The sequence below is a fragment of the Lentzea fradiae genome (assembly GCF_900100955.1).
Taxonomy (GTDB): Bacteria; Actinomycetota; Actinomycetes; order Mycobacteriales; family Pseudonocardiaceae; genus Lentzea; species Lentzea fradiae.
The window spans coordinates 293,274-318,172 of sequence record NZ_FNCC01000011.1 but is presented as its reverse complement, the minus strand read 5'-3'; the positions used below and the strand labels follow the sequence as shown (position 1 = coordinate 318,172).

Here is a 24,899-nt window from a genome sequence, read left to right as displayed (position 1 = left end):
CCCCGGGCGTTACAGTGCTCGGCGAGTCGAAGAGGATGGTGTCACATGATCAAGTACATCGCGCTGTACAAGAAGCCCGCGGACCCCGAGGACTTCGACCGGAAGTACTTCGAGTCGCACCTGCCCGTCGTGGGCGCGGTCCCCGGACTGGTGCGCGCCGAGGTCGCCAGGGTGCAGCGGGTGTTCTTCGCGGGGTTCCTCGGCGAGACCGAGCCGCACCTGGTCGCCGAGATGTACTTCGAGTCGGAGGAGGCGTTCAAGGCCGCCGTCCAGTCGCCGGAGTGGGCGACGTCCGGCGCCAACCTCGCCGAGATCGGCGGCATGGAGCTCGTCGCCATGTTCAGCGCCGAGGTCGTGGCGTGAAGGCCGTCGTCATCGGTGGCGGCACGATGGGCGCGGGCATCGTCCACGTGCTGCTCGCGGGCGGGCACGAGGTCACGCTGGCCGAGGCCGACGCCGACCGCGCGGAACAGGGTCGTCTCGCCGTCCGGCGGTCGCTCGGCAAGGCCCAGGAGAAGGGCAAGCTCGCCGACGCCGACGCGGTGTTCGCGAACCTGAGCACCGGTGAGCTGCCGGTCGACGCCGAGCTGGTCGTCGAGGCCGTGCCGGAGAACGTGCCGCTCAAGCAGAAGGTGCTCGGTGACGCGGCGGCGAGGTGCCCGCGCGCCGTGCTGGCGTCCAACACGTCCTCGCTCTCGATCGCCGAGATCGCCGCCGGGCTGCCCGGTGAGCGCGTGCTGGGCATGCACTTCTTCAACCCCGTCCCGGTGCAGCAGCTCGTCGAGCTCGTCCACCACGAGGGCGTCGACCCGGCGAACGTCGCCAAGGCCCGCGCGTGGGCGGAGGAGCTGGGCAAGACCGTCATCGAGGTGCGCGACTCGCCCGGTTTCGCGACGTCACGGCTCGGCGTCGCCGTGGGCGTGGAAGCGATCCGGATGCTGGAGGAGGGCGTCGCCTCCGCCGCGGACATCGACACCGGCATGAAGCTCGGCTACCGCTGGCCGATGGGGCCGCTGGAGCTCACCGACCTGGTCGGGCTCGACGTCCGGCTGGCCATCGCCGAACACCTGGCGGCGGAGCTCGGGCCGCGCTTCGAGCCGCCGCGGCTGCTGCGCGACAAGGTCGCCCGCGGCGAGCTGGGAAAGAAGTCGGGCCAGGGCTTCTTCACCTGGTAGAGAAAGCCCATGCACATCAGGGAGTTCACCGACGACGACCTGGACGCCGTGTTCCGGCTCCACAAGATCGCGTTCAACGCGCCTCAGAAGCCGGAACGGCTCGTGATACCGGGGCGGCGCGGCCTGGTCGCCGAGCTGGACGGCCAGGTCGCCGGGACGCTCGTGCTCAACGAGTACGCGCAGTTCTACGGCGGCGCCGCGGTCCCGATGGCCGGGGTCGGCGGTGTCGCCGTCGACGGTGCGATGCGGGGCCGTGGCGTGGCGAACGCGCTGCTCGACGCCGCCCTGACGAACATGCGTGAGCACGGCGAGGTGCTGTCCGCGCTCTACGCGACCGTGCCGACCCTCTACCGGGGACGCGGCTGGGAACGGTCCGGCGTCCTCGAATGGATCGAGATCCCGATGGACCGGCTGCTCGTCGTGCCGAAGCCGAGCGAGCGGATTCCGGCGCGGCCGGCACGGGAGAGCGATCTCGCCGCGCTGCACGAGTGCTACCTGGAGGTGGCGCGGACCGTCGACGGCATGCTCGACCGGCGCCCGCCGCGGTTCGACCCCGCGAAGGTCCTGGAGATGGACGTGGTCACCGTGCTGCCGGGACCGGACGGCCTGCGCGGGTACCTCACCGCGCGCCGCGAGACCGGTGACGGCGAACTCGGCTGCCTCAAGGTCTTCGACCTCGTCGCCGTGGACGTCGAGGCGCAGCTGAACCTCCTCGCCTCCTTGGCTTCGTGGGCCGGCACGCTCGACGCCGTCGACCTGCGGATCACCGACCCGGCCACGGTCGAGCTGCTGGCGGGCACGCCGGTGGGACACCCGGTGCGGACCAGGCCGTGGATGCTGCGCGTCGTCGACCTGCCCGCCGCCGTGGCCGCCCGCGGCTGGCCGAGGCTCGCGAACGCCGCCGTGGACCTCGACGTCGCCGACCCGCACGCGCCGTGGCACGCCGGTCCGCACCGGCTCGTCGTGGAGGACGGCACGGTCCGGCTCGAACCCGGTGGCAGCGGCGCGGTCCGGCTGCACGCGCGGGCGCTGGGGCCGTGGTTCTCCGGTGCCCAGAACACCCACGCGCTGCGCAGGGCGGGCCTGCTCGACGGCGACCCGGCCGACGCCGCGGTGCTGGACCAGCTCACCGGCGCGGCGGGAACACCGCGGATCGCCGACTTCTTCTGACGCGCGTCGCTGTTCACTCGAAAGGCGTCCTCAAGTAACAATGAGGGACATGGCGGGGGACGAGGACGAGGTGAGGCACGCCTACGGCGACAACATCGGTTGGCGCCTGAAGGGCTATTCGCGGCAGCACAACGGCGCGTCGATCAGCGAGCGGGAGATCACCCGCGAGGAGTTCGTGCGGATCCGGCCGTTCTTCGACGCCGAGGACAACCCGTGGCTCGTCGACCTGCACCAGGTCGTGCCGGAGGCGTGGCACGACGTCGAGAAGGTGCTCGGGCCGCTCGACCCCGAGCAGGACTACTACGTCACCGGCCAGCCCCTGGACTGGGACAAGGACCCCGTCCAGGCCGCCCGCGAGGTGCTGGACGAGCGGTACCCGCTGGCACGGGCGGCGTTCCTGGGCGGCAGCGTCGCGTCCGGCACCTACACGGCCAACTCGGACCTGGACATGGTCGTGATCGTCCACGACCTGCCCGGCGCGTTCCGCGAGACGTTCGTGCACCGCGGCTGGCCGGTCGAGCTGTTCTGCCACACGGTCGAGTCCTTCCAGGACTTCGTCGCGCGCGACACCAAGGACCGGCGCCCTCCGCTGCTGCACATGTGCGCGGAGGGCTTCCTCATGCTCGACGCCGACGGCACCGGTCAGCGGATGCGGGCCGAGGCGCGCGTCCTGCTCGACGCGGGCCCGCCACCCGCGACGACGACCGAGCTGGAGGACCGCAGGTACGGCACGACGGACCTGCTGGAGGACCTCATCGGCGCCCGCGACGACGACGAGCTGCTGTTCGTCGCGGCACGGCTGCTGACCTGCGTGGGCGAGCTGGCGCTGGTCGTGCAGAACCGGTGGCTGGGGCACGGCAAGTGGCTGATGCGCCGGCTGCGCGACGCCAAGGAGGACGAGATCGTCGACTCCTACCGGGCGCTGGTGCGTGGCGAGGGGCCGGAGCGGTTCATCGCGGTCGTGGAGCACGTGCTGGCCGCCGCCGGTGGGCGGATGGAGGACGGCTATCGCCGGAATGCGACACCGCGCTGATTAACTAGTCTCACTGTCCGTGCTGCTCATCGTCCTGGAGCTGATCGGGATCGCCGTCTTCGCCGCCTCCGGCGCGGTGGCGGCGGTCCGCGCCCGCCTGGACGTGTTCGGCGTGATCATCCTGGCGCTCACGACCGCGCTGGGCGGCGGCGTCATCCGCGACGTCCTGCTCGGCGTGCACCCGCCGACGACCCTGCGGACCTGGCCGTACCTGCTGGTCGCGGGCGTCACCGGGCTGGTGGTCTTCTGGTACCACCCGCAGTTCGAGAAGCTCCGCCGGTCGGTGCTGCTGCTCGACGCCGTGGGGCTCGGCCTGTTCGTCACGTCCGGCACCACCACCGCGCTGTCGCTCGGCGCACCGCCGTACGCGGCCTGCCTCATCGGGATGACCACCGGCATCGGAGGCGGCGCGCTCCGCGATCTTCTTCTTCGGGAAATCCCGTTGGTCCTGAGGAGAGAGATCTACGCCGTGGCAGCGCTGTGCGGGGCGGTCGTCGTCGCGCTGGGAGAGTGGGCCAAGCTGCCAAAGGGCCTGGTCGCTTTGATCGGCGCGTCAATAATCATCACCATCAGGCTGATCGCGCTCTGGCGGAAGTGGAACGCACCGGTCGCGCGCGGCCTGGATGGTTAACGCCGAACTCACACCCGCAGTTAGGGACCTTCTCAGGCGCCTCTCAGATGGCTCGGCAAGACTTGCCCTCATGCGCATCCTCGTTGTCGACGACGATCGAGCGGTCAGGGAGTCACTCCGCCGTTCGCTCCAGTTCAACGGCTACCAGGTCGAGACGGCCGGAGACGGCATGCAGGCACTGGAGTCGGTGACCGCCGCCAGGCCGGACGCGATGGTGCTCGACGTGATGATGCCCCGGCTGGACGGCCTCGAGGTGTGCCGCAGGCTCCGCAGCACCGGTGACGACCTGCCGATCCTCGTGCTGACGGCGCGGGACGCGGTGAGCGACAGGGTGTCCGGCCTGGACGCCGGCGCCGACGACTACCTGCCCAAGCCGTTCGCGCTGGAGGAGCTGCTGGCCCGGCTCCGCGCCCTGCTGCGCCGCGCCGCCCACGACGACGCCGCCGCGACGCAGTCGGCCGCCGTGCTGAAGTTCGCCGACCTGGAGCTGGACCCGTCCACGAGGGACGTCCGCCGCGGCGCCCGGCCCATCAGTCTCACCCGCACCGAGTTCGCACTGCTCGAGCTCCTGCTGGCGCATCCGCGCCAGGTGCTCACCCGCAGCCGCATCCTGGAGGACGTGTGGGGATACGACTTCCCGACCTCGGGCAACGCTCTGGAGGTCTACGTGGGGTACCTGCGCCGCAAGACGGAGGCCGATGGCGAGCCGCGGCTGATCCACACGGTGCGTGGGGTGGGCTATGTGCTGCGGGAGACGCCTCCGTGATCCACGAACCCCAGGGGCGCCTGCAGAGGGCGTCGCTGCGGGCCCGCGTCACCTGGCTCGCGGCGTTCTGCGTCGCCGGGGCCGTCGCGCTGGTGTCGTTCGGCGCGTACATGATCGTGCGCAAGAGCGTGTACGACGCGCTGGACGAGAGCCTGCGCACGCGCGCGGTCGCGGTGGCGACCGGCGAGAAGATCAACACCCCGGACTTCGTCGGCAAGTACCCCGCGGCGTTCCTCGCGGCGGGCGACGTGAAGATGGGCGTCCTGCTCGCCGACACCGGCCAGCTGCTCTTCCCGCAGGGCTCCGAACGCCCGCCGACGGTCGAGCAGGCGTGGGACGTCGCCCAGGGCGAGCGCGACGAGTTCATCTGGACCGACCACAAGACCGAGTCGCGGGTCATCGCCGTCGAGTACCAGCCGGACCAGGCGATCATCATCGCCCAGTCGATGTCGCCGCAGCGCACGACGCTCGCCAAGCTCAGCGTCGTCCTGCTGCTCATAGGCGGTGCCGGGGTGCTGCTCGCGGCCATCGCGGGCACGGCCGTCGCGCGCACGGGCCTGCGCCCCGTGCAGCGGCTGACCGAGGCGACCGAACGCGTCGCGAACACCGGTGACCTCAGACCGATCCCGGTGTCCGGCGACGACGAGCTGGCCCGGCTCACGCACAGCTTCAACGCGATGCTCGGCGCCGTCGCGGAGTCGCAGGAACGGCAACGCCGCCTGGTCGCCGACGCGGGCCACGAGCTGCGCACGCCGCTGACGTCCATGCGCACCAACCTGGAGCTGCTGCTCGCGTCGGAACGCCCGGATTCACCCACGTTGTCCGAAGAGGACAAGCGGGAGATCCAGTCGGACGTCCGCGGCCAGCTCGACGAGCTGACGACGTTGATCGGCGACCTCGTCGAGCTGGCCCGCGAGGACGCACCTCAGGTCGTGCACGAACCCGTGGACCTCGTCGAGGTCGTGGAACGGGCCTTGGATCGCGCCCGCCGCCGCGCCTCGAACGACGTGAGGTTCGACGTGCAGCTCCAACCGTGGACACTTCTGGGTGATTCCAGCGCTCTCGAACGCGCGGTTCTGAACCTCCTCGACAACGCCGTGAAGTTCAGTCCGTCCGGTTCGTCCGTGCGGCTGAACCTCCGCCAGATCGGCGACGGCAGCGCCGTCGTGGAGGTCGCCGACGCGGGTCCCGGCATCGCGGATGCCGATCTACCTCACGTTTTCGAGCGGTTCTACCGTTCGTCCGAGGCGAGGACCCTGCCCGGTTCCGGTCTCGGGCTGGCGATCGTCAAGCAGGTGGCGCAACGCCACGGCGGCACGGCGACGGCGGGGAGGGCCCCGGAAGGCGGTGCCCTGTTCACCTTGCGCCTACCCGGACGTCCGTAAGGTGGGGGTGTGAGTCATCGCGTGAACGACGATTCTTCGTCGACCTGGGAGACGACGCCTCCCCCCGGAGACGGTTCCGAGCGCACCACGCGCTTCTCCACGTCCAGGTCGTCCGCTTCGTCCTCCTCGTCGTACGAGGAAGAGGACAGGTCACCCAAGTTCTCCAAGAAGAAGCCGAAGAAGAAGCAGCCGTTCTGGAAAGAGCTGCTCGTCATCTTCAGCGTGGCGATCCTGCTGACCGTGGTGATCCAGACGTTCGTCGCGCGCGTGTTCGTCATCCCGTCGGCCTCGATGGAGACGACGCTGCACGGCTGCACGGGCTGCGTGAACGACAAGGTGCTGGTCGAGAAGATCACGTACCTGTTCAACGACCCGCGCCCCGGCGACGTGATCGTCTTCCGCGGCCCGCCGAACTGGACCGGCGGCCAGCAGCCCCCGAACTTCGTCGTGGGCACGCTCCAGGACCTCGGCTCGATGGTGAACCTCTCCGAGCCCAGCGGCACCGACTTCATCAAGCGCGTCATCGCCGTCGGCGGCCAGACCGTCGAGTGCTGCGACGACCAGGGCAGGGTGATGGTCGACGGCAAGCCCCTGGACGAGCCGTACCTGAACTTCAACGGCGGCCCCCGCCAGCAGGAGTCCTTCGAGAAGGTCACCGTCCCCGCGGGCAAGCTGTGGGTGATGGGCGACAACCGCAACAACTCGTCGGACTCGCGCAAGCACGGCGACCCGACCCCCGCGGACGGCGCCATCCCGATCGAGAACGTCGTGGGCAAGGCCCGCGTGATCGTGATCCCGGTGGGCCGCTGGGGCACCATCTCGGACCACAACCCGCAGACCGGCGGCCGGTAGCCGAAGACACGCGGAAGGGGCGGGGACCACGAGGTCCCCGCCCCTTCGCATCGTCGTGGAGCGGCGATGACGTGACCGAGGAGCCGGTCAGCCCTTGGTCGAGCCGAGCGTCAACCCGCCGACGAACTGCCGCTGCAACACGAAGAACACCACCAGCGTCGGCAACGCCACCAACAGCGACCCGGCGGCGATCAGGTTGTTGTCGGTGAAGAACGTGCCCTTGAGGTTCTGCAACGCAGAGGTGACGGGCATCTTGTCCCCGTCCTGGATCAGCACCAGCGCCCACAGGAAGTCGTTGTAGATCCAGGTGAACTCCAGCGTGGCCAGAGCCGCCAGCACCGGCCGGCACAACGGCAGGGTGAGCTGCCAGTACTGCCGGAACACCGAAGCCCCGTCCACCCGGGCCGCCTCGGTCAGCTCGTACGGGATGGTCTTCATGTAGTTGGAGAGCACGAACGTGCAGAAGCCCATCTGGAACGCGATGTGGATCAGGATCACGCCGAGCTGGGAGTCGATGAGCGACTCGCTCTCCGACATCCACACCGGCAGCTCGATCAGCCGGTACAGCCGCCACAGCGGGGTCACGATGACCTGCTGCGGCAGCAGGTTGCCGGCGGTGAACAGCATCAGCAAGGCGATGTTGAACTTGAAGCTGAACCGCGCGACGCCGAACGCGACCATCGAGCTCAGCAGCAGCGTGACCACCAGTGCCGGGATCGTGATCAGCAGCGTGTTCCAGTAGTACTGCGGCAGGTTGCCGATCTCCCACGCCTTGGCGAAGTTCTCGAACGTCAGCGACTCGGCGAGCGAGAAGTACCCGTTGACCGAAGTGTCCTCGTACGTCCGCAGTGACGCGTACATCGCCCACAGCAGTGGTGCCAGCGTCATCAGGCACGTGAGGACCAGGAACACGTGCAGCGCGATCCTGGCGGGCGTCACCGACCGCTTGTTCGCTTTGGCGGCAGGGCGTTCCAGGGTCGCCGTCACGTCCGGTTCTCCTTGCTGAACACCTGGTACAGGTACGTGATGATGAAGCCGAGCGAGATCGTCAGCAGCACCACGGCGACCGCGGAGCCGCGGCCGATGCGGGACGCCTCGCCGATGATGTTGTCGGTCACCAGGACCGACAGCAGCTCCAGGCCGTTGCGGCCCTTGTTGATGACGTAGACGATGTCGAACGCGCGCAGCGCCTCGATCACCGTCACCACGAGCACGACGATGTTGACGGGCTTCATCACCGGGAACGTGACGCGGAAGAACGTCTGGGCGGACGAGGCGCCGTCCAGTGCCGCCGCTTCCTTCAGCGCCGGGTCGACGGACTTCAGGCCCGCCAGGTACAGCAGCATGATGTAGCCGGTGTGCCGCCAGGCCGCGGCGACGAGCACCGCGTAGAGGTTGATGTCCGAGTCGCCGATCCAGTCGACCGGTTTGTCGAGGCCCAGCACCGAGTTCAGCAGGCCGCCGTCGGGCGTGTAGATGAGCTGCCAGATGAAGCCGACGAGCGCGAGCGACAGCACCATCGGCAGGTACAGCGCGCTCTGGTAGACCCGGCTGAACCTCAGCTCGCGGTCGAGCAGCACCGCCAGCAGCAGACCCGCCGACGTGGGCACGACGAGCAGGAACACCAGCCAGATGAGGTTGTGCTGCACCGCGGGCCAGAACCGCGGGTACTCGGTGAAGATCTCGACGTAGTTCCCGACACCGATCCACTCGATGTCCTCGAAGCCGCCGATGCCGTTCCACTCGCTGAACGACAGGGCGACCGAGCCCAGCGCGGGGATCCACACGAACAGCAGGTGCACGACCGCGGGGATGCCGAGCATGAGCCCCAGCACCAGTTTGTCCGTGCCCGCGAGGGCGGTGGCACGTTTTCCACGCCGACGAGGCGGCGGTCCTCCGGGGACCGCCGCCTGCGGCTTCTCCTGCAACGCCGTCACTTGAAGATGTTCTTCGCCTGGTCGGCCATGCCCTTGAGCACGGAGTCGACGTTGTCGGGGTTCTTGATGAACTCGATGATGCCGTTGGTGGCGGCCTCGCTCGCGAAGCCGGGGTCGGTGTCGCGGTCGAGGAACTGCGTGACGTGCTTGGCGTTCTTGATGACCTCGGCCGCCTTCTTCTGCAGCGAGTTGTAGCCGGAGGTGTCCGCGTCCTTGTTGGTGGCGACCACGGACGAGTCGGACTTCAGGTAGGTGAGCTGCGGCTCGGCCGTCGACAGGTACTCGAGCAGCTTGAGCGCGCCCTCGGAGTTGGCGGGCTTCTTGGCCATCATGTAGCCGTCGATCGGCGCCTCGACCGTGTCGGTGCCGTGCTCGGGGTTGATCTCCGGGAACGGGAAGAAGTCGAGGTCGTCCTTCTCCGCGTCGGGGAACTGCTGGCCGAGGAACGAGCCCAGCAGGTACATGCCGGACTTCTTCTGCTGCAACGACTGCGCGGCTTCCTGCCAGTCGCGGCCGAGCGCGTTCTCCTGGTGGAACGGCAGCAGGCGCTTCCAGGTGTCGAAGACCTCCTTGACGCGCTTGTCCTGCCAGTCCTCCTTGCCCGCCAGCAGGTCCACGTGGAACTGGTACCCGTTGATGCGGAAGTTGAGCTGGTCGAACGTGCCCATGCCGGGCCAGCCCTGCTTCTGCGCGAAGGCGATCGGGACCAGGCCGTCGGACTTCATCTTCGTGGCGAGCGCGACGAGCTCGTCGAGGGTCTTGGGCTCCGCGTAGCCGCGTTCCTGCCACAGGCTCTTGCGGTAGAACACGCCCCACGGGTAGTTGGTGAACGGCACGAAGTACTGCTTGCCGTCCGAGGCCGTGGACGCCTGCTTGAGCGCGTCGGAGTAGTTGCCGCCGATCTTGCCCCACAGGTCGGTGAGGTCGCCGGTGAGGCCCTGGTCGGCGAAGAACCGCATGCGGTAGCCCGCGAACCACGCGAGCACGTCGTCCGGCTTGCCCTGCAGGTAGTTGTTGATCTGTTCCTGGTACTGCTCGTGCTGCTTGGTGTTGATCGTGACGGACAGGCCGCCCGACTGGCCCTCGAAAGCCTTGAGCGCGGCGGTGATCGCGTCCTTCGGCACCTGGTCGGACAGGTTGTTGCCGAACGTGACCGCGTTGGGGTCGCCGCCGGAGCCGGAGCCGCACGCCGAGAGGACGCCACTCGCCGCGGCGACGCCGGCGCCCGCCAGCATGGCCCGCAGCATCGCGCGCCGACCGAAGTGCGGTAACGGAGTGGAACCAGGCGTGTACCGAACCATCATCGCTCCTACAGGTGACACTCGCTCGTGCGAACCGAACAGGACTCCAACAAAGTTGCGCACAATGTGGTCGCAGTCATACACCATGTCAAGCCCCGTTACGGAGCTGTTAAACCCGTGCACAGCGCGGTGTGGTGAGCGTTCCCGGTACTCGTCCCGGTACTTCGGCGCACAGACCTCAACGGAAAGTTGTGTTTGCTTGTGTTGACGTTCGGGGCCGAAGTCAGCCACTCTTGCGGCCGTGACGACGTGGCCGATCGACCTGCCGGGCCTGGGCTGGGGCGCTGACTACAACCCAGAGCAGTGGCCAGAACACGTCTGGACCGAGGACGTCGAGCTCATGCGACGGGCCGGCGTCACGATGGTCAGCCTCGGGATCTTCTCCTGGGGCCGGATCGAGGTCAGCAAGGGCGAGTACCGCTTCGAGTGGCTCGACCGCGTGATGGACCTCCTGCACGCCGGTGGCATCCGCGTCGACCTCGCGACCGCCACCGCCGCGCCGCCGCCCTGGCTGACCGCCGAGCACCCCGAGATGTTGCCCGTCCGCGCGGACGGCGTGCGGCTCTCGCACGGCTCCCGGCAGGCGTACTGCCCGTCGTCGCCGATCTACCGGGACAGGGCGACGGCACTCGCCGCCGAGATGGCCTCGCACTACCGCGACCACCCCGCGCTGGCCGCGTGGCACGTCGGCAACGAGTACGCCTGCCACGTGAAGCGCTGCTACTGCGACGCGTGCGCGGCGTCGTTCCGCGAGTGGCTGGCCGGCCGCTACACCCTCGACCAGCTCAACGACGCGTGGTCCACGGCGTTCTGGAGCCAGGGCTACACCGACTTCGCGCAGGTCCTGCCGCCGCGCGTCACGCCGACGTTCTCGAACCCTGCGCACGTGCTCGACTACGACAGGTTCTCCGACGACGCGATCCTGGAGCTGTACAAGGCCGAGCGGGACGTGCTGCGCATGATCACGCCGGACGTGCCGGTCACCACGAACTTCATGGCCAACTGGACGTTCGGCGACCTCGACTACTGGAAGTGGGCGCGCGAGGTCGACTTCGTCTCCAACGACCACTACACGCAGGCCGAGTCGCCGGACCGGCACGTCGAGCTCGCCATGTCCGCCGACCTGGTGCGCGGTCTCGCGGGCGGCAAACCGTGGCTGCTCATGGAGAACTCGACGTCCGCGGTGAACTGGCAGCACCGCAACATCGCGAAGCTGCCGGGGGAGATGCGGCGGCACTCGTTCCAGAACATCGCCCGCGGCGCGGACGGCACGCTGTTCTTCCAGTGGCGGCAGTCGCGCGGCGGCAGCGAGCGCTACCACTCGGCGATGGTCCCGCACGCCGGCACGGAGACCAAGGTGTACCGCGAGGTCTGCGAGGTCGGTGCCGAGTACGCGAAGCTGCGCGACGTCGTCGGGTCCACTGTGGACGCGTCCGTTGCGGTCCTGTACGACTTCCAGTCCAACTGGGCACTGCGGCAGGACGCGCACCCCACCGCGGACTTCGACTACTACCGGCATGTCCTGGGCTACTACAAGGCGCTCTGGCAGGCCGGTGTCACGGTCGACTTCGTCGCGCCGGGCACGAACCTCTCCGGCTACTCGCTGGTGGTCGTACCGGCCTTCTACGCGGTGTCCGACGCGCACGCCCACGTGATCGCCGATTACGTGGCGGGCGGCGGGCACGTCGTCGTCACGTACCTGTCCGGGGTGGCCGACGAGCACACGCGGGTGCGGCTGGGCGGCTACCCCGGCGCGTTCCGCGACGTGCTGGGCGTGTGGTCGGAGGAGTTCTTCCCGCTTCGGAAGGACGAGACCGTCTCGCTGAGCGACGGTTCGACGGCGTCGATGTGGACCGAGCACCTCCACACCCGCGGCGCCGACGTGGTCGCCTCCTATGCGGACGGACCGTTGCCGGGCGTCGCGGCCATCACGCGCAACAGCTTCGGCAACGGTGTCGCGTGGTACGTGGCGTGCGACCTCGACGAGGCCGGTCTCGGCCGAACGGTGGAAAACGCGCTCTCCGGCGCGGGTGTCGCCGTTTCACCCACGGGAATCGAGCTGGTCAGGCGCAAGGGCGACGTATCGTGGCTCTTCGCCGTGAACCACTCCGGCACCGACGCGCAGATCGAGGCGTCCGGGGTCGACGTGTTGTCCGGCACGCAGGTCTCCGGACGCCTCACCGTGCGCGCCGGGGACGTCGTCGTCCTCAGGGAAGAGGTGTGAGGTGCTGGCACGTCAACGGCAGGCGGTCATCCTGGAGGAGGTCCGGCGGACCGGCGCCGTGCGCGTGAGCGACCTGGTGGTCAGGCTCGGCGTCTCGGACATGACCGTGCGCCGCGACCTGGACGTGCTCGCCTCCCGCGGGCTCGTCGAGAAGGTCTACGGCGGCGCCACGTCCGTCGTCGGGCGCTCCACGGACGAACCGGGGTTCGAGGCCAAGTCGGTCCGCCAGCTGCCCGAGAAGGAGGCGATCGCGGCACTCGCCGCGGGCCTCGTGCGGCCCGGCACGGCCATCGGGTTATCGGCGGGCACCACGACGTGGACGCTGGCCCGCTTCCTCGACGACATCCCGGACCTGACGGTCGTGACGAACTCCATCCGCGTGGCGGACGTGCTGCAACAGAGCGGGCGGACCGACCGCACGGTGGTCCTCACCGGCGGCGTGCGGACCCCGTCCGACGCCCTGGTCGGCCCGGTCGCCGTGCAGGCGCTGCGCTCGCTGCACCTGGACGTGGTGTTCCTGGGCGTGCACGGCATGGCCGAGCGCTCCGGCTTCACCACCCCTAACCTCAACGAGAGCGAGACCGACCGCGCGCTCGTCGACGCGGCCGGTCGCGTGGTCGTGGTCGCCGACCACACGAAGTGGGGAACCGTCGGCATCTCCACGATCGCCGACCTGGACGAGGCGCACGTCCTGGTGACGGACGAGGGTTTGCCGGACGACGCACGGGCGATCCTCTCCGAGCAGGTCGGCGAGTTGGTGTTGGCGCACGTACCGGGAAGTGGCGAGGAGCTGGCGTGAGGCGTACCGCGGGAAAACTGGCGGACGGCCGGGAGATCATCTACTTCGACGACAGCGCCGAGGCGCCGCCGCGGGTCGCGGTGGACACGCGGGACCTCCCCGCGACTCAGCCGATGTCGGAGGTGCGGCTGGACCCGTTGACCCGCGAGTGGGTCGCGATGGCGGCTCATCGCCAGACGCGCACCTACAAGCCGCCCGCGGACCTCTGTCCGCTGTGCCCGTCGACGCCGGGCAGGCCGACCGAGATCCCCGAGGCCGGCTACGACGTCGTCGTGTTCGAGAACCGCTTCCCGTCGCTGGCGCAGAACGTCCCGGACGTGCCGTCCACTGTGGATGGTGAGGAGCTGTTCGCGCGTGCTCCCGGCCGGGGGCGCTGCGAGGTCGTGTGCTTCACGTCCGACCACGAGAAGTCGTTCGGCGAGCTGTCGCCGTCGCGGGTGCGGACCGTCGTGGACGCCTGGGCCGACCGGGTCGCGTTCCTGTCGGCGCTGCCGGGCGTGGAGCAGGTCTTCCCGTTCGAGAACCGCGGCGAAGAGATCGGCGTGACGCTCTCGCACCCGCACGGCCAGATCTACGCGTACCCGTTCGTGACGCCCAAGACCGAGCGGATGCTCTCGGCGGCGCTCGACCACCACGCCCGGCACGGCCGCCCGCTGTTCGGCGACGTGCTGGAGGCCGAGCTGCGCGCCGGTGCCCGGATCGTGGAGCAGTCCGAGCACTGGGTGGCGTTCGTGCCCGCAGCCGCCCGCTGGCCCGTCGAGGTCGTGCTGGCGCCGCGCCGCCAGGTGCCGGACCTCGCCGCGCTGTCCTCAGCGGAACGCGACGACCTCAGCACGACGTACCTGCGGGTCCTGCACCGCCTGGACGCCCTCTACGACCGGCCGCTGCCCTACATCGCCGCGTGGCACCAGGCGCCGGTCAACGCGGGCCGCGAGGAGATGTGGCTGCACCTGCAGGTCTTCTCGGTGCTCAGGACGAAGGACAAGCTCAAGTACCTCGCGGGCTCCGAGTCCGGCGAGGCCGTGTGGATCAACGACGTGACGCCGGAGCAGATCGCCGAACGCCTCCGGGGAACGCACAAGTAGCTCCCAGGCTGGTTTAAGGGTTCTCTCAGGACGACACCCGAGACTATGGGCATGACCGAGAGCAACCAGCCAGCGCAGCCGGAACAGCCACACTCCGTGCCGTCGAGCGCCGGTCAGACAGACTCCGGCGCACGGGAGCAGGGCCCGTCGCTGCCGGACCCCGGCCAGCCGGATCCTTCGCAGGGGGGATCCGGCCAGGCCGGGGCCTCGAACGTCCCGGCGGGCCTCGGGGACGTGCCCGCCTCCTTCACCCCGGCCCCGGCACCGGACGCGGGCCGGATGCCAGGCCCGCAGTTCCCCCAGCAGGGGACCGGCCAGCCGCACCCGTTCGGCCTCGGCGCCACGACCGCCCAGTTCGGCGCGGAACCGCCCGCCCAGGGGCCGCAGACGGGGCCACAGACGGGTCAGTACTACCTCCCGCCCGGCTTCCCGGCACCCGTGCCCGCCCGCCCCAAGGGCCGCGGCAAGCTCGTGGCCGGTGCCGCCGCCCTCGTGCTGCTCGTCGGCGGTGTCTCCGGCGGCGTGGGCGGCTACCTCGGCTACAACTTCGCGAACGAGTCGTCCGTGGTGAGCTCGCTCGACACGCCGCGCCCCGCGTCGCAGACCGGCAACGCCCCGGCCGGCTCGGTCGAGGACGTGGCGAACAAGCTGCTGCCGTCCGTCGTGCAGATCCAGGTCGTCACGCGGACCGGCGCCGGCGAGGGCTCGGGCTTCGTGATCTCCAGCAACGGCCAGATCGTGACGAACAACCACGTCATCGAGGGTGCCGCCGGCGGAGGCGCCATCAAGGTCGTCTTCCAGGACGGCAAGACCGCGTCCGCGAAGATCCTCGGCCGCGACCCCAGCTCCGACATCGCCGTCATCCAGGCGGAGAACATCTCGAACGCGCCGGTCGTGCAGCTGGGCAACTCCGGTGACCTGCGCATCGGCCAGGGCGTCGTCGCGATCGGCTCGCCGTTCGAGCTGTCCGGCACCGTCACGTCCGGCATCGTCAGCTCGCTGAACCGCCCGGTGTCCGCCGGTGGCGATGCCCGCAACTCGCAGGCCACCGTGCTGAACGCCATCCAGACCGACGCGGCCATCAACCCCGGCAACTCCGGTGGGCCGCTCGTGAACATGCAGGGCCAGGTCGTCGGCATCAACTCCGCGATCTACAGCCCGAACTCGGCCGGTGGCCAGGCCGGGTCGGTCGGCATCGGCTTCGCGATCCCGATGGACCAGGCGCGCCGCACGATCGACGAGATCGTGAAGACCGGCAAGCCGAAGCAGACGGTGCTCGGCGTGAAGGTCGAGTCGGTCGAGCAGGGCGCCAGGATCACCGAGGTCACCCCGGGCGGAGCCGCCGAGAAGGCCGGTCTGAAGGCCGGTGACGTGATCACGAGGTTCGACGACCGCCGCATCGACGAGTCGGACACGCTGGTCGCCGCCGTCCGCTCGAAGGCACCCGGTGACAAGGTCGCCATCACGCTGTCCGGCGGCAGCACCGTGGAAGCCACCCTCGACGGCGTCGAGGTGGGGTAGGTCGGGGGACGCCTGTCTCGGCCGACCGCCGTCCGCCCGAGCCAGGCGTACGACCCACGAGAAGAAGCCCGGTTCCTGTGAGCACCTGCCCCGCGCACAGGAACCGGGCTTCTTCTCGTGTCCGCTTCTTACGTCCTCGTGACGGACCGGGGCCGCACGGCCGTTGGTGGCCTAGCGTGGTCTCGTGGTGGAACGGGTCCTGGTCGTCGACGACGACACGACGGTGCGCGACGTGGTGCGCCGCTACCTCGAACACGCCGGGTACGAGGTCGAGCTCGCCGGTGACGGAGAGCAGGCGCTGAAGCTGGTGGCCGTGCACGAACCGGACATCGTCGTGCTGGACCTCATGCTGCCCGGCGTCGACGGCCTGGAGGTGTGCCGGCGCATCCGCGAACGCGGCAGCACGCCCGTGGTCATGCTGACCGCGCTGGGCGAGGAGGAGGACCGCATCGCCGGGCTCCAGATCGGCGCCGACGACTACGTCACCAAGCCGTTCAGCCCGCGCGAGCTCGCGTTGCGCGTCTCGTCGGTGCTGCGGCGGGCCCACCGGGCCTACGAGCCGCGCGTGGTGCGCGATGGTGACCTGGTGCTCGACGTGGCCGCGCACACCGCGACCCTCGACGACCGGCCGTTGCAGCTCACCACCCGCGAGTTCGACCTGCTCGCGTTCTTCATTGGCAACGCAGGCAAGGCGTTCGGCCGGGCCGAGCTGCTCGAACGCGTGTGGGGCTGGCAGTTCGGCGACCAGTCGACCGTGACCGTCCACGTGCGACGGTTGCGGGAGAAGATCGAGGAAGACCCCGCGAAACCCCGCCGGCTGAGCACGGTGTGGGGCGTCGGCTACCGGTACGACCGTGTTTGAGCGCCTGAGCCGCGTCCCGCTCACGACCGTGATGACGGTGATGGTCATCGTGCCGGTCGTGGCGACCATCGCGGGCGTGCTCATGGTCAGCGGGTTCATGTTCACGCCGATGCTGAACGCCGCGCTCATGGCGTGCGTGCTGGTCGGTCTGGTCACCGTGCCGTTCTCGATCATGCTGGGCCGCGCGATCGCCCGCCGCACCATGTGGGAGCGCGAGGCCGAGTCGGCGCGGCGGCAGCTGGTCGCGTGGATCAGCCACGACCTGCGCACCCCGCTGGCGGGCATCCGCGCGATGACCGAGGCGCTGGAGGACGGCGTCGTCGCCGAACCGGGCGAGGTCGCCGTCTACGCCAAGCAGATCGCCCTGGAGGCGGACCACCTGTCCAAGCTCGTGGACGACCTGTTCCAGCTCTCCCGCATCACCGCGGGCGCCCTGAACCTGACGCTGCACGACGTGCGCCTCGCGGACGTCGTGAGCGACGTCGTCGCCGCGTCCCGCCCCGTCGCCGCCCGCGAGGGAGTCGAACTGCGCGCCGACGCTCGTGAGTGGCCGGTCGTGCGGGGCTCCGAACCGGAGCTGATGCGTGTCGTGCGCAACCTTGTGTCCAACGCCATTCGTCACACCCCGGAGGGCGGGTCCGTCGCCGTCCAGGTCGATGTGGACGGACCCGACGCGGTCGTGCGGGTGGGCGACGGGTGCGGCGGCATACCCGATGACGTGCTGCCACAGGTGTTCGACGTGGGCTTCCGCGGGACGACGGCGCGCAATCCGTCCGGCGCGGGACTGGGCCTTTCCATCGCGCGCGGACTCGTCGACGCCCACCACGGGCGCATCGGCGTCCAGAACCACGGTCCTGGCTGCCGCTTCGAGGTGCGAATCCCGCTACGGTGATCTCATGGAACGCAGCGCGCAGCGCCTTGGCCGCGCTTTGGTCGTGATCGTGGACGACCGGGTGGCGCACGGCGAGCAGGACGACAACTCCGGTCCCCTGGTCACCGAACTTCTGGAGGAAGCGGGCTTCATCGTCGACGGCACCGTCGCGGTCGAGGGTGAGGTGGTCGACATCCGGGCCGCGCTCAACACGGCCGTCATCGGAGGCGTCGACCTGGTGGTCACCGTGGGAGGCACAGGCGTGTCCCCGCGCGACGTCACCCCCGACGCCACGCAGGGCGTGCTGGACCGCCCCATCCACGGCATCGCCGAGGCCCTCAGGGCCTCCGGCCTGGCCGCCGGCGCGGTCGACGCGGGTATCTCCCGCGGCCTCGTCGGCGTCTCCGGCAGCACGCTCGTCGTGAACCTCGCGGGCTCGCGCTCCGCGGTCCGCGACGGCATGGCGACCCTGTCCTCGCTGGTGCCCTACGTGATCGAGCAGTTGAGCGGTCTTGACGAAGAATGACCCGCCGCCTCAGCCGGCCGGCGACGACGCCGCGAAGCGTCGCCGCCGGCTGGCCGAGGTGTTCGGCGACGTGCTGCCGGAGACGACGTCCGACGAGCGCGGCGGTGAGTCCGGGTCGGACGACCGCGAGACCTGGTACCGCGAGAACCGGCCCCCGCACCACGGCGGCTGAGCCCGTTCCGGGGCCCTGACCGCGTCCCTGGGGACCGCGGCGGCGACTGGCCGCTGGGCGGGCCTGGGTGACGCTGCTCGGGTGAGGCTGCCCGGGTGAGGCTGCTCGGCGCTGGTCCGGCCGCGGCTCTCGGCAGCTCCTTGGCGGCCCGTAACTTTGGGCAGCCCGCGGCCTTCGGTGATCAGCGTTCGCCAACCGGCCGCTCTCGGCGACCGGCCGCCCTCGCCAGGCAGCAGCTCACCGCGGCTGCCGCGCACAGGCGTGGCAGCCGTCAGCCACCCGAGCCCCGCCGCCCCGGCCCGAGGCCGGGGACCGGCCGCCGCCCGTCACCGGGAGACGGCCGAGCCGGTCAGATCTTCGGCGTCCGCACGTCCGTGCCCCCTGGCGGCGTCTGCCCGCCCTGCTGGGCCCGCAGCAGGTCGCGGATCTCGATCAGCAGCTCGACATCCGTCGGCTCCGACGGGCCCGGCTCCTCGCCCCGCTTGCGGCGCTCCTGGATCTTCTTGATCGGGAGCACCAGGACGAAGTACACGACCGCGGCGACGATCAGGAAGTTGATCGCCGCGTTGATGACGTTGCTGAAGTCGAGGTACGTGTCCTCCTTGCCCTCGCGGAGCTGGATGCCGAGGCCCTTGGTCTCGGCGCTGCCCAAAGCCGCGATGAGCGGCTTGATGAGGCTCGTGGTGAACGCGGTGACGATCGCGGTGAACGCGGTGCCGATGACCACGGCGACAGCCAGGTCGACGACGTTTCCGCGCATCAGGAAGTCTTTGAAACCCTTCAGCATCAGCGGAGGGTAACGGCTAACGGGAGATCCAGTGATGTCGCGGCCACGCGATTCGCGTGAATTCTCGGCAACTGGAGCAGGACCACCCGTCCGCGTGCCTCCCGCACGGGCACGTTCTCGGCCAGCACCTCGCCCTCCCCGGACACCACGTCGACGTGGTCGCCGACCCGGATGACGCCGGCGAGGCCGTGCTCGGGGAGGTGCACCGCCACCGCGGCCGTGTCGGCGGAGGGGGAGGCGAGGGCCAGGTCCGTGACCGGGACGCCCGCTCTGGTGGCCTCGTTCAACCTCCGGCCCGCCAGGTCGGAGACGGCGGCGAACGAACCGGACACCGGGGCCGGGAACGTCGCCAGCCGGAGGTCGGAACCGGTCAGCGGGACGCCCGGCGGCACGTCACGGGCGGCGACGACGACCGGATGCCCCACGTCCGGCCAGAAGCCCGTCACCGCGGCCAGCAGCGCGAGCCCGGCGGCCAGGAAGCGGCGCCACAGCGCGGACGGGCGGCGGCGCAGCAGGGCGCGGACTCGGTCGGACGGCGTGCCGGACAGGGCGGCGGAAAAGGTCATGCCCTCGACGGTAGGGCTGTCGAGGGCACGGGAAACCGGGCTGGCGCGAAGTTGTGGACAACTCGCGATCTTCAGGACGCCGCGGCCGCCGGGGTGCTCGTCGAGGACTTCGAGTCCGAGGAGGACGTCGAGGGCTTCGAGTCCGACGACGACGTCGACGACGAGGTCGTGGAGGACGACGACGTGCTCTTGGACGCGCCGGACCTGCTGTCCGTGCGGTAGAAACCGCTGCCCTTGAACACGACACCGACGGCGCCGAAGAGCTTGCGCAGCTTGCCCGAGCACTCGGGGCACTCGGTCAGGGAGGCGTCGCTGAACGACTGCACCGCCTCGAACCGGTGCTCACACGCGGTGCAGGCGTACTGGTACGTAGGCACTGGGTTCGCTCCTAGATCTGGCACTCGGCCGTTGTGAGTGCCAACACGATTTTCCATCAGACCCTTCCCGGAGCGCAAACGCCACCGGGCAACGTCACAGCCGGCGCAGGCCGCCGGAGGGGGTCAGGACGCCGTCCATCCGCACGTCGTGCGGCTCCGCGGGCACCGACGGCAGCACCTCCTCATCCCGCACCACCGCGATCAGCGGAGCTGTGACCAGCGACAACGACCTGTCGTAGTGGCCCTTGCCCTTGCCGAGCCGCACCCCGTCCAGCGACACCGCGAGCGCGGGCACGAGCACCAGGGAAGCTCCAGCGATCGCCGAGGCGCCGAGCCGGGGACCGGTGGGCTCCAGCAGCCGCAGCGCCGCGGGCGCGAGCGCGTCCGGTCCGGTGTGGACCGCCCAGTCCAGCGGCGAGTCGCCCGTCACGACCGGCAGCAGCACCCGGCACCGCAGGTCGTCGAGCCACGACGCGTCACCGGGCTCCGACCCGACCGGCAGGAACGCGCACACGGTCTGATCAGGCCGGACGTCCAGGGCGGCGACGTGTGCCCGCAGCGCGGCCGCCTCCGCCGCGCGGACCTCGGGCGGCACGGCCCTGCGGGCGGCCAGCAACTCCGAACGGAGCGCGGCCTTCCGGTCACGAAGATCGGACGTCATGGTGGGTATCCCCCGGCATGTCGTTAGCATCGCAGCTCATGAGCAGCGCCTTCCACACCGCTATCGTGCCCGCGGCAGGTCTGGGCACCCGTTTCCTCCCCACGACCAAGGCCGTGCCGAAGGAGTTGCTGCCACTGGTCGACACCCCGGCCATCGAGTACGTGGCCAGGGAGGCGGCCGAGGCGGGGGCGTCCAAGCTGGTCATCGTCACGTCGCCGGAGAAGGCGTCGGTCGCGAGCTACTTCGACTCGAACCCCGAGCTCGAGCAGACGCTCGCCGACCGCGGCAAGACCGACCTGGTGGAGAAGATCCAGCGGGCCCCCCAGCTGATCAAGGCCGAGACGGCGATCCAGGAGCAGGCGCTCGGCCTGGGCCACGCGGTCGGCTGCGCCGAGGCCAACCTGACCGGTGCCGACGAGGCCGTCGCGGTGCTGCTGCCCGACGACATCATCCTGCCGACCGGCGCGCTCAAGAAGATGGCGGAGGTCCGCCAGGAGAAGGGCGGCAGCGTCCTGCTGGCGTTCGACATCCCGCGCGAGCAGATCTCCGCCTACGGCGTGTTCGACGTCCGCGACACCGGCAGCGACGACGTCAAGCAGGTCGTCGGCATGGTCGAGAAGCCCAAGCCGGAGGACGCGCCCTCGACGTTCGCCGCCGCCGGCCGCTACCTCCTCGACCGGGCCATCTTCGACGCCCTCAAGCGCATCACCCCCGGTGCCGGCGGCGAGCTGCAGCTCACCGACGCCATCGCGCTGCTGATCAACGAGGGCCACCCCGTGCACGTCGTCGTGCACCGCGGCGGACGACACGACCTCGGCAATCCCGCCGGATTCCTCCGCGCTGCGGTTGACTTCGCACTCGAGACCCCGGAGTACGGACCCGATCTGCGCGAGTGGTTGCGGGAACGCCTCGGCAACTCCTGATCAACACCTTCCTGGGCGCGAGGACCAATCACATGAGGTCAGTGGACGAGCAGCTCGCCAGGGTGATCGCCGCCGCCGTGCGGCCGGCACCCGTGCGAGTGGCGATCTCGGAGTCGCAGGGCCTGCTCTGCGCCGAGGAGGTCGTGGCGGAACGCGCGTTGCCCGGCTTCGACCAGGCCGCCGTGGACGGGTACGCGGTGCGCAGCGTCGACGTGTCCGGCGCGAACGCGAACCCCGTGCAGCTGCCGGTCGTGGGCGAGATCCCGGCCGGGTCGCGGCAGCCGCGGCGGCTCCAGCCGGGCCAGGCCGTGCGCATCGCGACGGGCGCGCCGCTGCCGACGCTGGCCGACGCGGTCGTCCCGCTCGGGTACACCGACGGCCACCAGGCCAAGGTGACCGTCAACAGGGGCGTGCCGTCCGCCGGGTTCGTCCGCCGCACCGGCGAGGACGTGCAGACCGGTGACGTGGCCGTCCGGCGGGGTTCGTCCATCGGGGCCGCCCAGGTCGGCCTGCTGGCCGCGGTCGGGCGCAACAAGGTGCTCGTCCACCCGCGTCCGCGCGTCTCGGTGATCTCGCTGGGCGAGGAGCTCGTCGACGTGGACCGCACGCCCGGCCAGGGCCAGGTCTACGACGTGAACTCCTACGCGCTGGCCGCCGCGGCGCGCGACGCGGGCGCCGAGGTCAGCCGGGTCGGCATCATGTCCGCCGACCCGCGCAGGCTGCGCGAGGTCGTCGAGGGGCGGCTGCTGCTGTCCGAGATCGTCGTCATCGCGGGCGGCGTCGGCGGCTCGACCGGCGACGAGGTGAAGGCCGCGCTGGCCGACCTCGGCGACGTCGACCTCGGCCGCGTCGCGATGCACCCCGGCTCCGCGCAGGGCTTCGGCAGGCTCGGGCCGGACGCCGTGCCGACGTTCCTGCTGCCCGCGAACCCGATGAGCGCGCTCGTCGTGTTCGAGGTGCTGGTCAGGCCCCTGATCAGGGCCGCGCTCGGCAAGAAGAACCCGTACCGCCGCGCGGTGTCGGCCCGCCTGCTGTCGCCGGTCCAGTCGACGAAGGGCCGCAGGGGCTTCCTGCGCGGCCAGCTGCTGCGCGACGCGGACAACGGCGAGTACCTGGTGCAGCCGCTCGGCACGTCCGGGTCGCACCTGCTCGCGTCACTGGCGGAGGCCAACTGCCTGATCGTGGTCGACGAGGACGTCACCGAGATCGCGGCCGGTGACGAGGTCCTGGTCAGCTTCCTGGCCCAGAAGAGCTGACGAGCGGCCGGGGATGAGCGTTTTCGCCGATCTGGGACGCCACCCCGGCTGGCCGGCCAGGCTGGGGCCCGTCGAGGTGCGCGCGGGGACCGTCACGCTGCGCGGACCCCGCCTCTTCGACGGTTCCCGCTGGTCGCGGCTCCGCATCCGGGACCGCGCCTACCTGGAGCAGTGGGAGCCCACGGCCCAGGAGGGCTGGGACGAGCGCAACGCGGCGTGGTCCTGGCCCGGCCAGTGGTCGTCGCTGCGCTCCATGGCCAGACGTGGCACCACCCTGCCGTTCATGATCATGGTCAACGGCGAGGTGGCCGGCCAGATCACCGTGGGCAACATCGTCCGCGGCTCCCTCCAGTCGGCCTGGATCGGCTACTGGGTGGCGGCCGACCGGGCGGGCGGAGGCGTCGCGACGGCCGCTGTGGCGTTGCTCACCGACCACGCCTTCCGCGAGGCCGGGCTGCACCGGCTCGAAGCCACCGTCCGTCCGGAGAACGCCGCCTCGATCCGCGTCCTGACGAAGTCCGGCTTCCGCGAGGAAGGACTCTTCAAGCGCTACCTCGACGTCGCCGGGCAGTGGCGCGACCACCTCTGCTTCGCGCTGACCGTCGAAGACTTCCCGGAAGGTCTCGTGCGCCGTTTGGTCGCACGCGGAGACGCCCGTCTTCCCTGATGGGTGCGGCCGTGCGGCTTAATCACCTCACCCAAAAGTGGGTGATACACCACACTTTCGTACGCACCGAACTCGGCGTGCCTCCGACACAGGTGTGACTGTTGTGACTAGCGTGGTGACAGCACCACGCGTGGGTCGGGGGAGGTGAACGGGGAATGCCGAGCTCACTGATCATCGTTGCGCTGGTCGTGGCCTGGCTGGTGGTCCTCGTCCCCATGTTGGCCCGCAAGCGCCAGGAGGGCGCACGCGTGGGGGAGGAGTACGACGCCATGCCCGACGCCGAGTACGACGACATCCACGACATCGACATCGACGACGCCTTCTTCGACGAGGAGGAGTACGTCGAACGCCCGTTCCGGCGCGGCCGCGGAGGCTACGACCCCGAGACCGCCGCACTCGTGGCGCAGGCGAAGTACGCGTTCCGCCGCCGGGTCGTCGCGGTCCTGCTGGCCGCCGCGCTGGTGACGGGCATCGCGGCCGGCGTGTTCTACACGCCGCTCTGGTACGTCCACGGAGCGCTCGACCTGATCGTCGTGGGCTACCTCACCTACCTGCGCCGCCAGGTGCGGATGGAGGAGGAGATCCGCGCCCGCCGCCTCGCCCGCCTGCAGCAGGTCCGCCGCCGCCGCGCGACGGGCCCGCAACCCCAGCAGGAGACCCCGGCTCCCGCCGTGGCCGACGAACCGTCGCCGGAGGAGGCCGAGACCACCCAGGTCGAGGTCGTCGCCGTCGAGGAGAAGCCCGCGCTGCCACCGCTACCGCGCTACGAGCACCCCGTGCGTCCGGGCACGATCCCGGTCGACTCCGACGATGAGGACCCTGTCTTCGTCGAGCTCGACGGCGTCGAGTCACTGCGGTTCCGCGGGGCCGTCGGGGCGTAGGAGGGGGTGGTGAAAACACCCCCTCCGGGGCTGCTATAGTTCTCTCGTAACACCGCAAGGGGCTGTAGCACAGTTGGTAGCGCGTCTCGTTCGCATCGAGAAGGTCAGGGGTTCGATTCCCCTCAGCTCCACTCGTTCCGAGGGCCGAGAGTATCTGCAGAAAGCGCAGATCTACTCTCGGCCCTCGGTGTTTTCTGGGGGCCGAGCCCCCAGACCCCAGCCGGAGGCTCCGCCCCGGACCCCGCCGGGCTCCGCCCCGGAACCCCCGCCTGGTAACCGGGCCGGGCTTCGCCCTGGCCTTTCGTGCATCCGCCTTCGGCGTGGTGGCGTCCTGTGTGAGGTGTATGTGTCCATTTCGGACGTTTGTGCATAGCGGAGTCCGGCGAGCTGAGCTTGTCGCGCGCTGTGCCGGAACGGGCAGCGGCATCTAGGTCATCGGCGACGAGTTCGGCGGCGTCGGCGCAGGTTGTG

Annotated in this window: 26 protein-coding genes, 1 tRNA gene and 1 pseudogene; 21 read left to right on the top strand and 7 right to left on the bottom strand. The window is 70.2% G+C overall.

Features of this window, described 5'->3' with window-relative positions; translation table 11 throughout:
• Positions 1-45 precede the first annotated feature (45 nt).
• The 8 genes from BLT23_RS27055 to lepB all read left to right on the top strand — a co-directional run bounded on the left by BLT23_RS27055 (position 46) and on the right by lepB (position 7,012).
• Entirely contained in the window at positions 46-363 is a 318-nt protein-coding gene (locus BLT23_RS27055) for an EthD family reductase (protein WP_090053711.1), read from the top strand.
• The gene (locus BLT23_RS27050) at positions 360-1,175 is read left to right on the top strand and encodes a 3-hydroxyacyl-CoA dehydrogenase family protein (RefSeq protein ID WP_090053709.1); all 816 of its coding nucleotides are present in this window, start codon (positions 360-362) and stop codon (positions 1,173-1,175) included. Before BLT23_RS27055 ends, BLT23_RS27050 begins: the two co-directional genes overlap by 4 nt.
• A gap of 9 nt (positions 1,176-1,184) precedes the next feature.
• Positions 1,185-2,345: a GNAT family N-acetyltransferase gene (locus BLT23_RS27045; protein WP_090053706.1), complete on the top strand. Its 1,161-nt coding sequence runs from the start codon at positions 1,185-1,187 to the stop codon at positions 2,343-2,345.
• Positions 2,346-2,394: 49 nt separating this feature from the next.
• Entirely contained in the window at positions 2,395-3,378 is a 984-nt protein-coding gene (locus BLT23_RS27040; protein ID WP_090053703.1) for a nucleotidyltransferase domain-containing protein, read from the top strand.
• A gap of 19 nt (positions 3,379-3,397) precedes the next feature.
• On the top strand, positions 3,398-4,009 hold the full coding sequence (locus tag BLT23_RS27035) for a trimeric intracellular cation channel family protein (RefSeq protein ID WP_090053701.1): 612 nt from the start codon (positions 3,398-3,400) through the stop codon (positions 4,007-4,009).
• Positions 4,010-4,079: 70 nt separating this feature from the next.
• The gene (locus BLT23_RS27030) at positions 4,080-4,775 is read left to right on the top strand and encodes a response regulator transcription factor (protein ID WP_090053700.1); all 696 of its coding nucleotides are present in this window, start codon (positions 4,080-4,082) and stop codon (positions 4,773-4,775) included.
• Positions 4,775-6,160 (top strand): sensor histidine kinase, encoded by a 1,386-nt coding sequence (locus BLT23_RS27025; protein ID WP_090053895.1) that lies wholly within the window; start codon positions 4,775-4,777, stop codon positions 6,158-6,160. The genes BLT23_RS27030 and BLT23_RS27025 overlap by 1 nt, the downstream gene beginning before the upstream one ends.
• A 9-nt stretch (positions 6,161-6,169) precedes the next feature.
• The gene (gene lepB / locus BLT23_RS27020; RefSeq protein ID WP_245744201.1) at positions 6,170-7,012 is read left to right on the top strand and encodes a signal peptidase I; all 843 of its coding nucleotides are present in this window, start codon (positions 6,170-6,172) and stop codon (positions 7,010-7,012) included.
• An 87-nt stretch (positions 7,013-7,099) separates the two neighbouring features.
• Here the strand turns inward: lepB and BLT23_RS27015 are convergent, their stop codons facing one another.
• The 3 genes from BLT23_RS27015 to BLT23_RS27005 are packed head-to-tail and all read right to left on the bottom strand — an operon-like array spanning position 7,100 to position 10,253.
• Positions 7,100-7,999, bottom strand: a complete 900-nt coding sequence (locus BLT23_RS27015; RefSeq protein ID WP_245744199.1) for a carbohydrate ABC transporter permease — start codon at positions 7,997-7,999, stop codon at positions 7,100-7,102.
• Positions 7,996-8,949 (bottom strand): carbohydrate ABC transporter permease, encoded by a 954-nt coding sequence (locus BLT23_RS27010; RefSeq protein WP_245744198.1) that lies wholly within the window; start codon positions 8,947-8,949, stop codon positions 7,996-7,998. The genes BLT23_RS27015 and BLT23_RS27010 overlap by 4 nt, the downstream gene beginning before the upstream one ends.
• On the bottom strand, positions 8,946-10,253 hold the full coding sequence (locus tag BLT23_RS27005) for an ABC transporter substrate-binding protein (RefSeq protein ID WP_245744196.1): 1,308 nt from the start codon (positions 10,251-10,253) through the stop codon (positions 8,946-8,948). Before BLT23_RS27005 ends, BLT23_RS27010 begins: the two co-directional genes overlap by 4 nt.
• A 238-nt stretch (positions 10,254-10,491) precedes the next feature.
• Here BLT23_RS27005 and BLT23_RS27000 point away from each other — a divergent pair, with 238 nt between their 5' ends.
• From BLT23_RS27000 to BLT23_RS26965, 8 genes and pseudogenes are all read left to right on the top strand, one after another.
• Entirely contained in the window at positions 10,492-12,474 is a 1,983-nt protein-coding gene (locus tag BLT23_RS27000) for a beta-galactosidase (protein ID WP_090053697.1), read from the top strand.
• Position 12,475: 1 nt separating this feature from the next.
• Positions 12,476-13,273, top strand: coding sequence for a DeoR/GlpR family DNA-binding transcription regulator (locus BLT23_RS26995; RefSeq protein ID WP_090053693.1), 798 nt, complete (start codon positions 12,476-12,478; stop codon positions 13,271-13,273).
• Entirely contained in the window at positions 13,270-14,358 is a 1,089-nt protein-coding gene (galT, locus tag BLT23_RS26990; protein WP_090053691.1) for a galactose-1-phosphate uridylyltransferase, read from the top strand. The genes BLT23_RS26995 and galT overlap by 4 nt, the downstream gene beginning before the upstream one ends.
• 51 nt (positions 14,359-14,409) lie before the next feature.
• Positions 14,410-15,879, top strand: coding sequence for a S1C family serine protease (locus tag BLT23_RS26985; protein ID WP_090053886.1), 1,470 nt, complete (start codon positions 14,410-14,412; stop codon positions 15,877-15,879).
• A gap of 184 nt (positions 15,880-16,063) precedes the next feature.
• Entirely contained in the window at positions 16,064-16,741 is a 678-nt protein-coding gene (locus BLT23_RS26980) for a response regulator transcription factor (RefSeq protein ID WP_218133898.1), read from the top strand.
• A pseudogene (locus BLT23_RS26975) lies at positions 16,716-17,633 on the top strand (sensor histidine kinase); the annotation flags it as partial. The gene BLT23_RS26980 and the pseudogene BLT23_RS26975, both read left to right, overlap by 26 nt.
• Positions 17,634-17,637: 4 nt before the next feature.
• Positions 17,638-18,138: a MogA/MoaB family molybdenum cofactor biosynthesis protein gene (locus BLT23_RS26970; protein WP_030467661.1), complete on the top strand. Its 501-nt coding sequence runs from the start codon at positions 17,638-17,640 to the stop codon at positions 18,136-18,138.
• Entirely contained in the window at positions 18,125-18,310 is a 186-nt protein-coding gene (locus BLT23_RS26965) for a hypothetical protein (RefSeq protein ID WP_090053682.1), read from the top strand. The genes BLT23_RS26970 and BLT23_RS26965 overlap by 14 nt, the downstream gene beginning before the upstream one ends.
• A gap of 349 nt (positions 18,311-18,659) precedes the next feature.
• Here BLT23_RS26965 and mscL read toward each other — a convergent pair whose 3' ends face one another.
• The 4 genes from mscL to BLT23_RS26945 form a co-directional block, all read right to left on the bottom strand.
• The gene (mscL, locus tag BLT23_RS26960; RefSeq protein WP_090053679.1) at positions 18,660-19,097 is read right to left on the bottom strand and encodes a large-conductance mechanosensitive channel protein MscL; all 438 of its coding nucleotides are present in this window, start codon (positions 19,095-19,097) and stop codon (positions 18,660-18,662) included.
• Positions 19,097-19,663, bottom strand: coding sequence for an SAF domain-containing protein (locus tag BLT23_RS26955; RefSeq protein ID WP_090053675.1), 567 nt, complete (start codon positions 19,661-19,663; stop codon positions 19,097-19,099). The genes mscL and BLT23_RS26955 overlap by 1 nt, the downstream gene beginning before the upstream one ends.
• Before the next feature lie 71 nt (positions 19,664-19,734).
• On the bottom strand, positions 19,735-20,040 hold the full coding sequence (locus tag BLT23_RS26950) for an FmdB family zinc ribbon protein (protein WP_090053672.1): 306 nt from the start codon (positions 20,038-20,040) through the stop codon (positions 19,735-19,737).
• A 94-nt stretch (positions 20,041-20,134) separates the two neighbouring features.
• Positions 20,135-20,701 carry a 5-formyltetrahydrofolate cyclo-ligase gene (locus tag BLT23_RS26945; RefSeq protein ID WP_090053669.1) on the bottom strand — a complete coding sequence of 189 codons (567 nt, stop codon included), beginning with the start codon at positions 20,699-20,701 and terminating at the stop codon, positions 20,135-20,137.
• A 38-nt stretch (positions 20,702-20,739) separates the two neighbouring features.
• Between BLT23_RS26945 and BLT23_RS26940 the strand changes: the two genes are divergently transcribed.
• From BLT23_RS26940 to BLT23_RS26920, 5 genes are all read left to right on the top strand, one after another.
• Entirely contained in the window at positions 20,740-21,624 is an 885-nt protein-coding gene (locus BLT23_RS26940; protein ID WP_090053667.1) for a UTP--glucose-1-phosphate uridylyltransferase, read from the top strand.
• Between the two features lie 32 nt (positions 21,625-21,656).
• A complete protein-coding gene (gene glp, locus BLT23_RS26935) occupies positions 21,657-22,880 on the top strand; it encodes a molybdotransferase-like divisome protein Glp (protein ID WP_090053664.1) in 1,224 nt (407 codons plus the stop codon).
• A gap of 13 nt (positions 22,881-22,893) precedes the next feature.
• Positions 22,894-23,547 (top strand): GNAT family N-acetyltransferase, encoded by a 654-nt coding sequence (locus BLT23_RS26930; protein ID WP_090053661.1) that lies wholly within the window; start codon positions 22,894-22,896, stop codon positions 23,545-23,547.
• 155 nt (positions 23,548-23,702) lie between these two features.
• Positions 23,703-24,428: a divisome protein SepX/GlpR gene (gene sepX, locus BLT23_RS26925; RefSeq protein WP_090053658.1), complete on the top strand. Its 726-nt coding sequence runs from the start codon at positions 23,703-23,705 to the stop codon at positions 24,426-24,428.
• Between the two features lie 58 nt (positions 24,429-24,486).
• Positions 24,487-24,559, top strand: a tRNA-Ala gene (locus tag BLT23_RS26920).
• Positions 24,560-24,899 lie beyond the last annotated feature (340 nt).

Excerpts from the sequence above, each read along its gene's own strand:
- BLT23_RS26970 (WP_030467661.1), top strand. The coding sequence starts at position 17,638 with ATGGAACGCAGCGCGCAGCGCCTTGGCCGCGCTTTGGTCGTGATCGTG.
- BLT23_RS26930 (WP_090053661.1), top strand. The coding sequence starts at position 22,894 with ATGAGCGTTTTCGCCGATCTGGGACGCCACCCCGGCTGGCCGGCCAGG.
- BLT23_RS26955 (WP_090053675.1), bottom strand. The coding sequence starts at position 19,663 with ATGACCTTTTCCGCCGCCCTGTCCGGCACGCCGTCCGACCGAGTCCGC.
- BLT23_RS27045 (WP_090053706.1), top strand. The coding sequence starts at position 1,185 with ATGCACATCAGGGAGTTCACCGACGACGACCTGGACGCCGTGTTCCGG.
- glp (WP_090053664.1), top strand. The coding sequence starts at position 21,657 with ATGAGGTCAGTGGACGAGCAGCTCGCCAGGGTGATCGCCGCCGCCGTG.
- BLT23_RS26940 (WP_090053667.1), top strand. The coding sequence starts at position 20,740 with ATGAGCAGCGCCTTCCACACCGCTATCGTGCCCGCGGCAGGTCTGGGC.
- BLT23_RS27005 (WP_245744196.1), bottom strand. The coding sequence starts at position 10,253 with ATGATGGTTCGGTACACGCCTGGTTCCACTCCGTTACCGCACTTCGGT.
- BLT23_RS27040 (WP_090053703.1), top strand. The coding sequence starts at position 2,395 with ATGGCGGGGGACGAGGACGAGGTGAGGCACGCCTACGGCGACAACATC.
- BLT23_RS27030 (WP_090053700.1), top strand. The coding sequence starts at position 4,080 with ATGCGCATCCTCGTTGTCGACGACGATCGAGCGGTCAGGGAGTCACTC.
- BLT23_RS27055 (WP_090053711.1), top strand. The coding sequence starts at position 46 with ATGATCAAGTACATCGCGCTGTACAAGAAGCCCGCGGACCCCGAGGAC.
- BLT23_RS26985 (WP_090053886.1), top strand. The coding sequence starts at position 14,410 with ATGACCGAGAGCAACCAGCCAGCGCAGCCGGAACAGCCACACTCCGTG.
- BLT23_RS26945 (WP_090053669.1), bottom strand. The coding sequence starts at position 20,701 with ATGACGTCCGATCTTCGTGACCGGAAGGCCGCGCTCCGTTCGGAGTTG.
- sepX (WP_090053658.1), top strand. The coding sequence starts at position 23,703 with ATGCCGAGCTCACTGATCATCGTTGCGCTGGTCGTGGCCTGGCTGGTG.
- mscL (WP_090053679.1), bottom strand. The coding sequence starts at position 19,097 with ATGCTGAAGGGTTTCAAAGACTTCCTGATGCGCGGAAACGTCGTCGAC.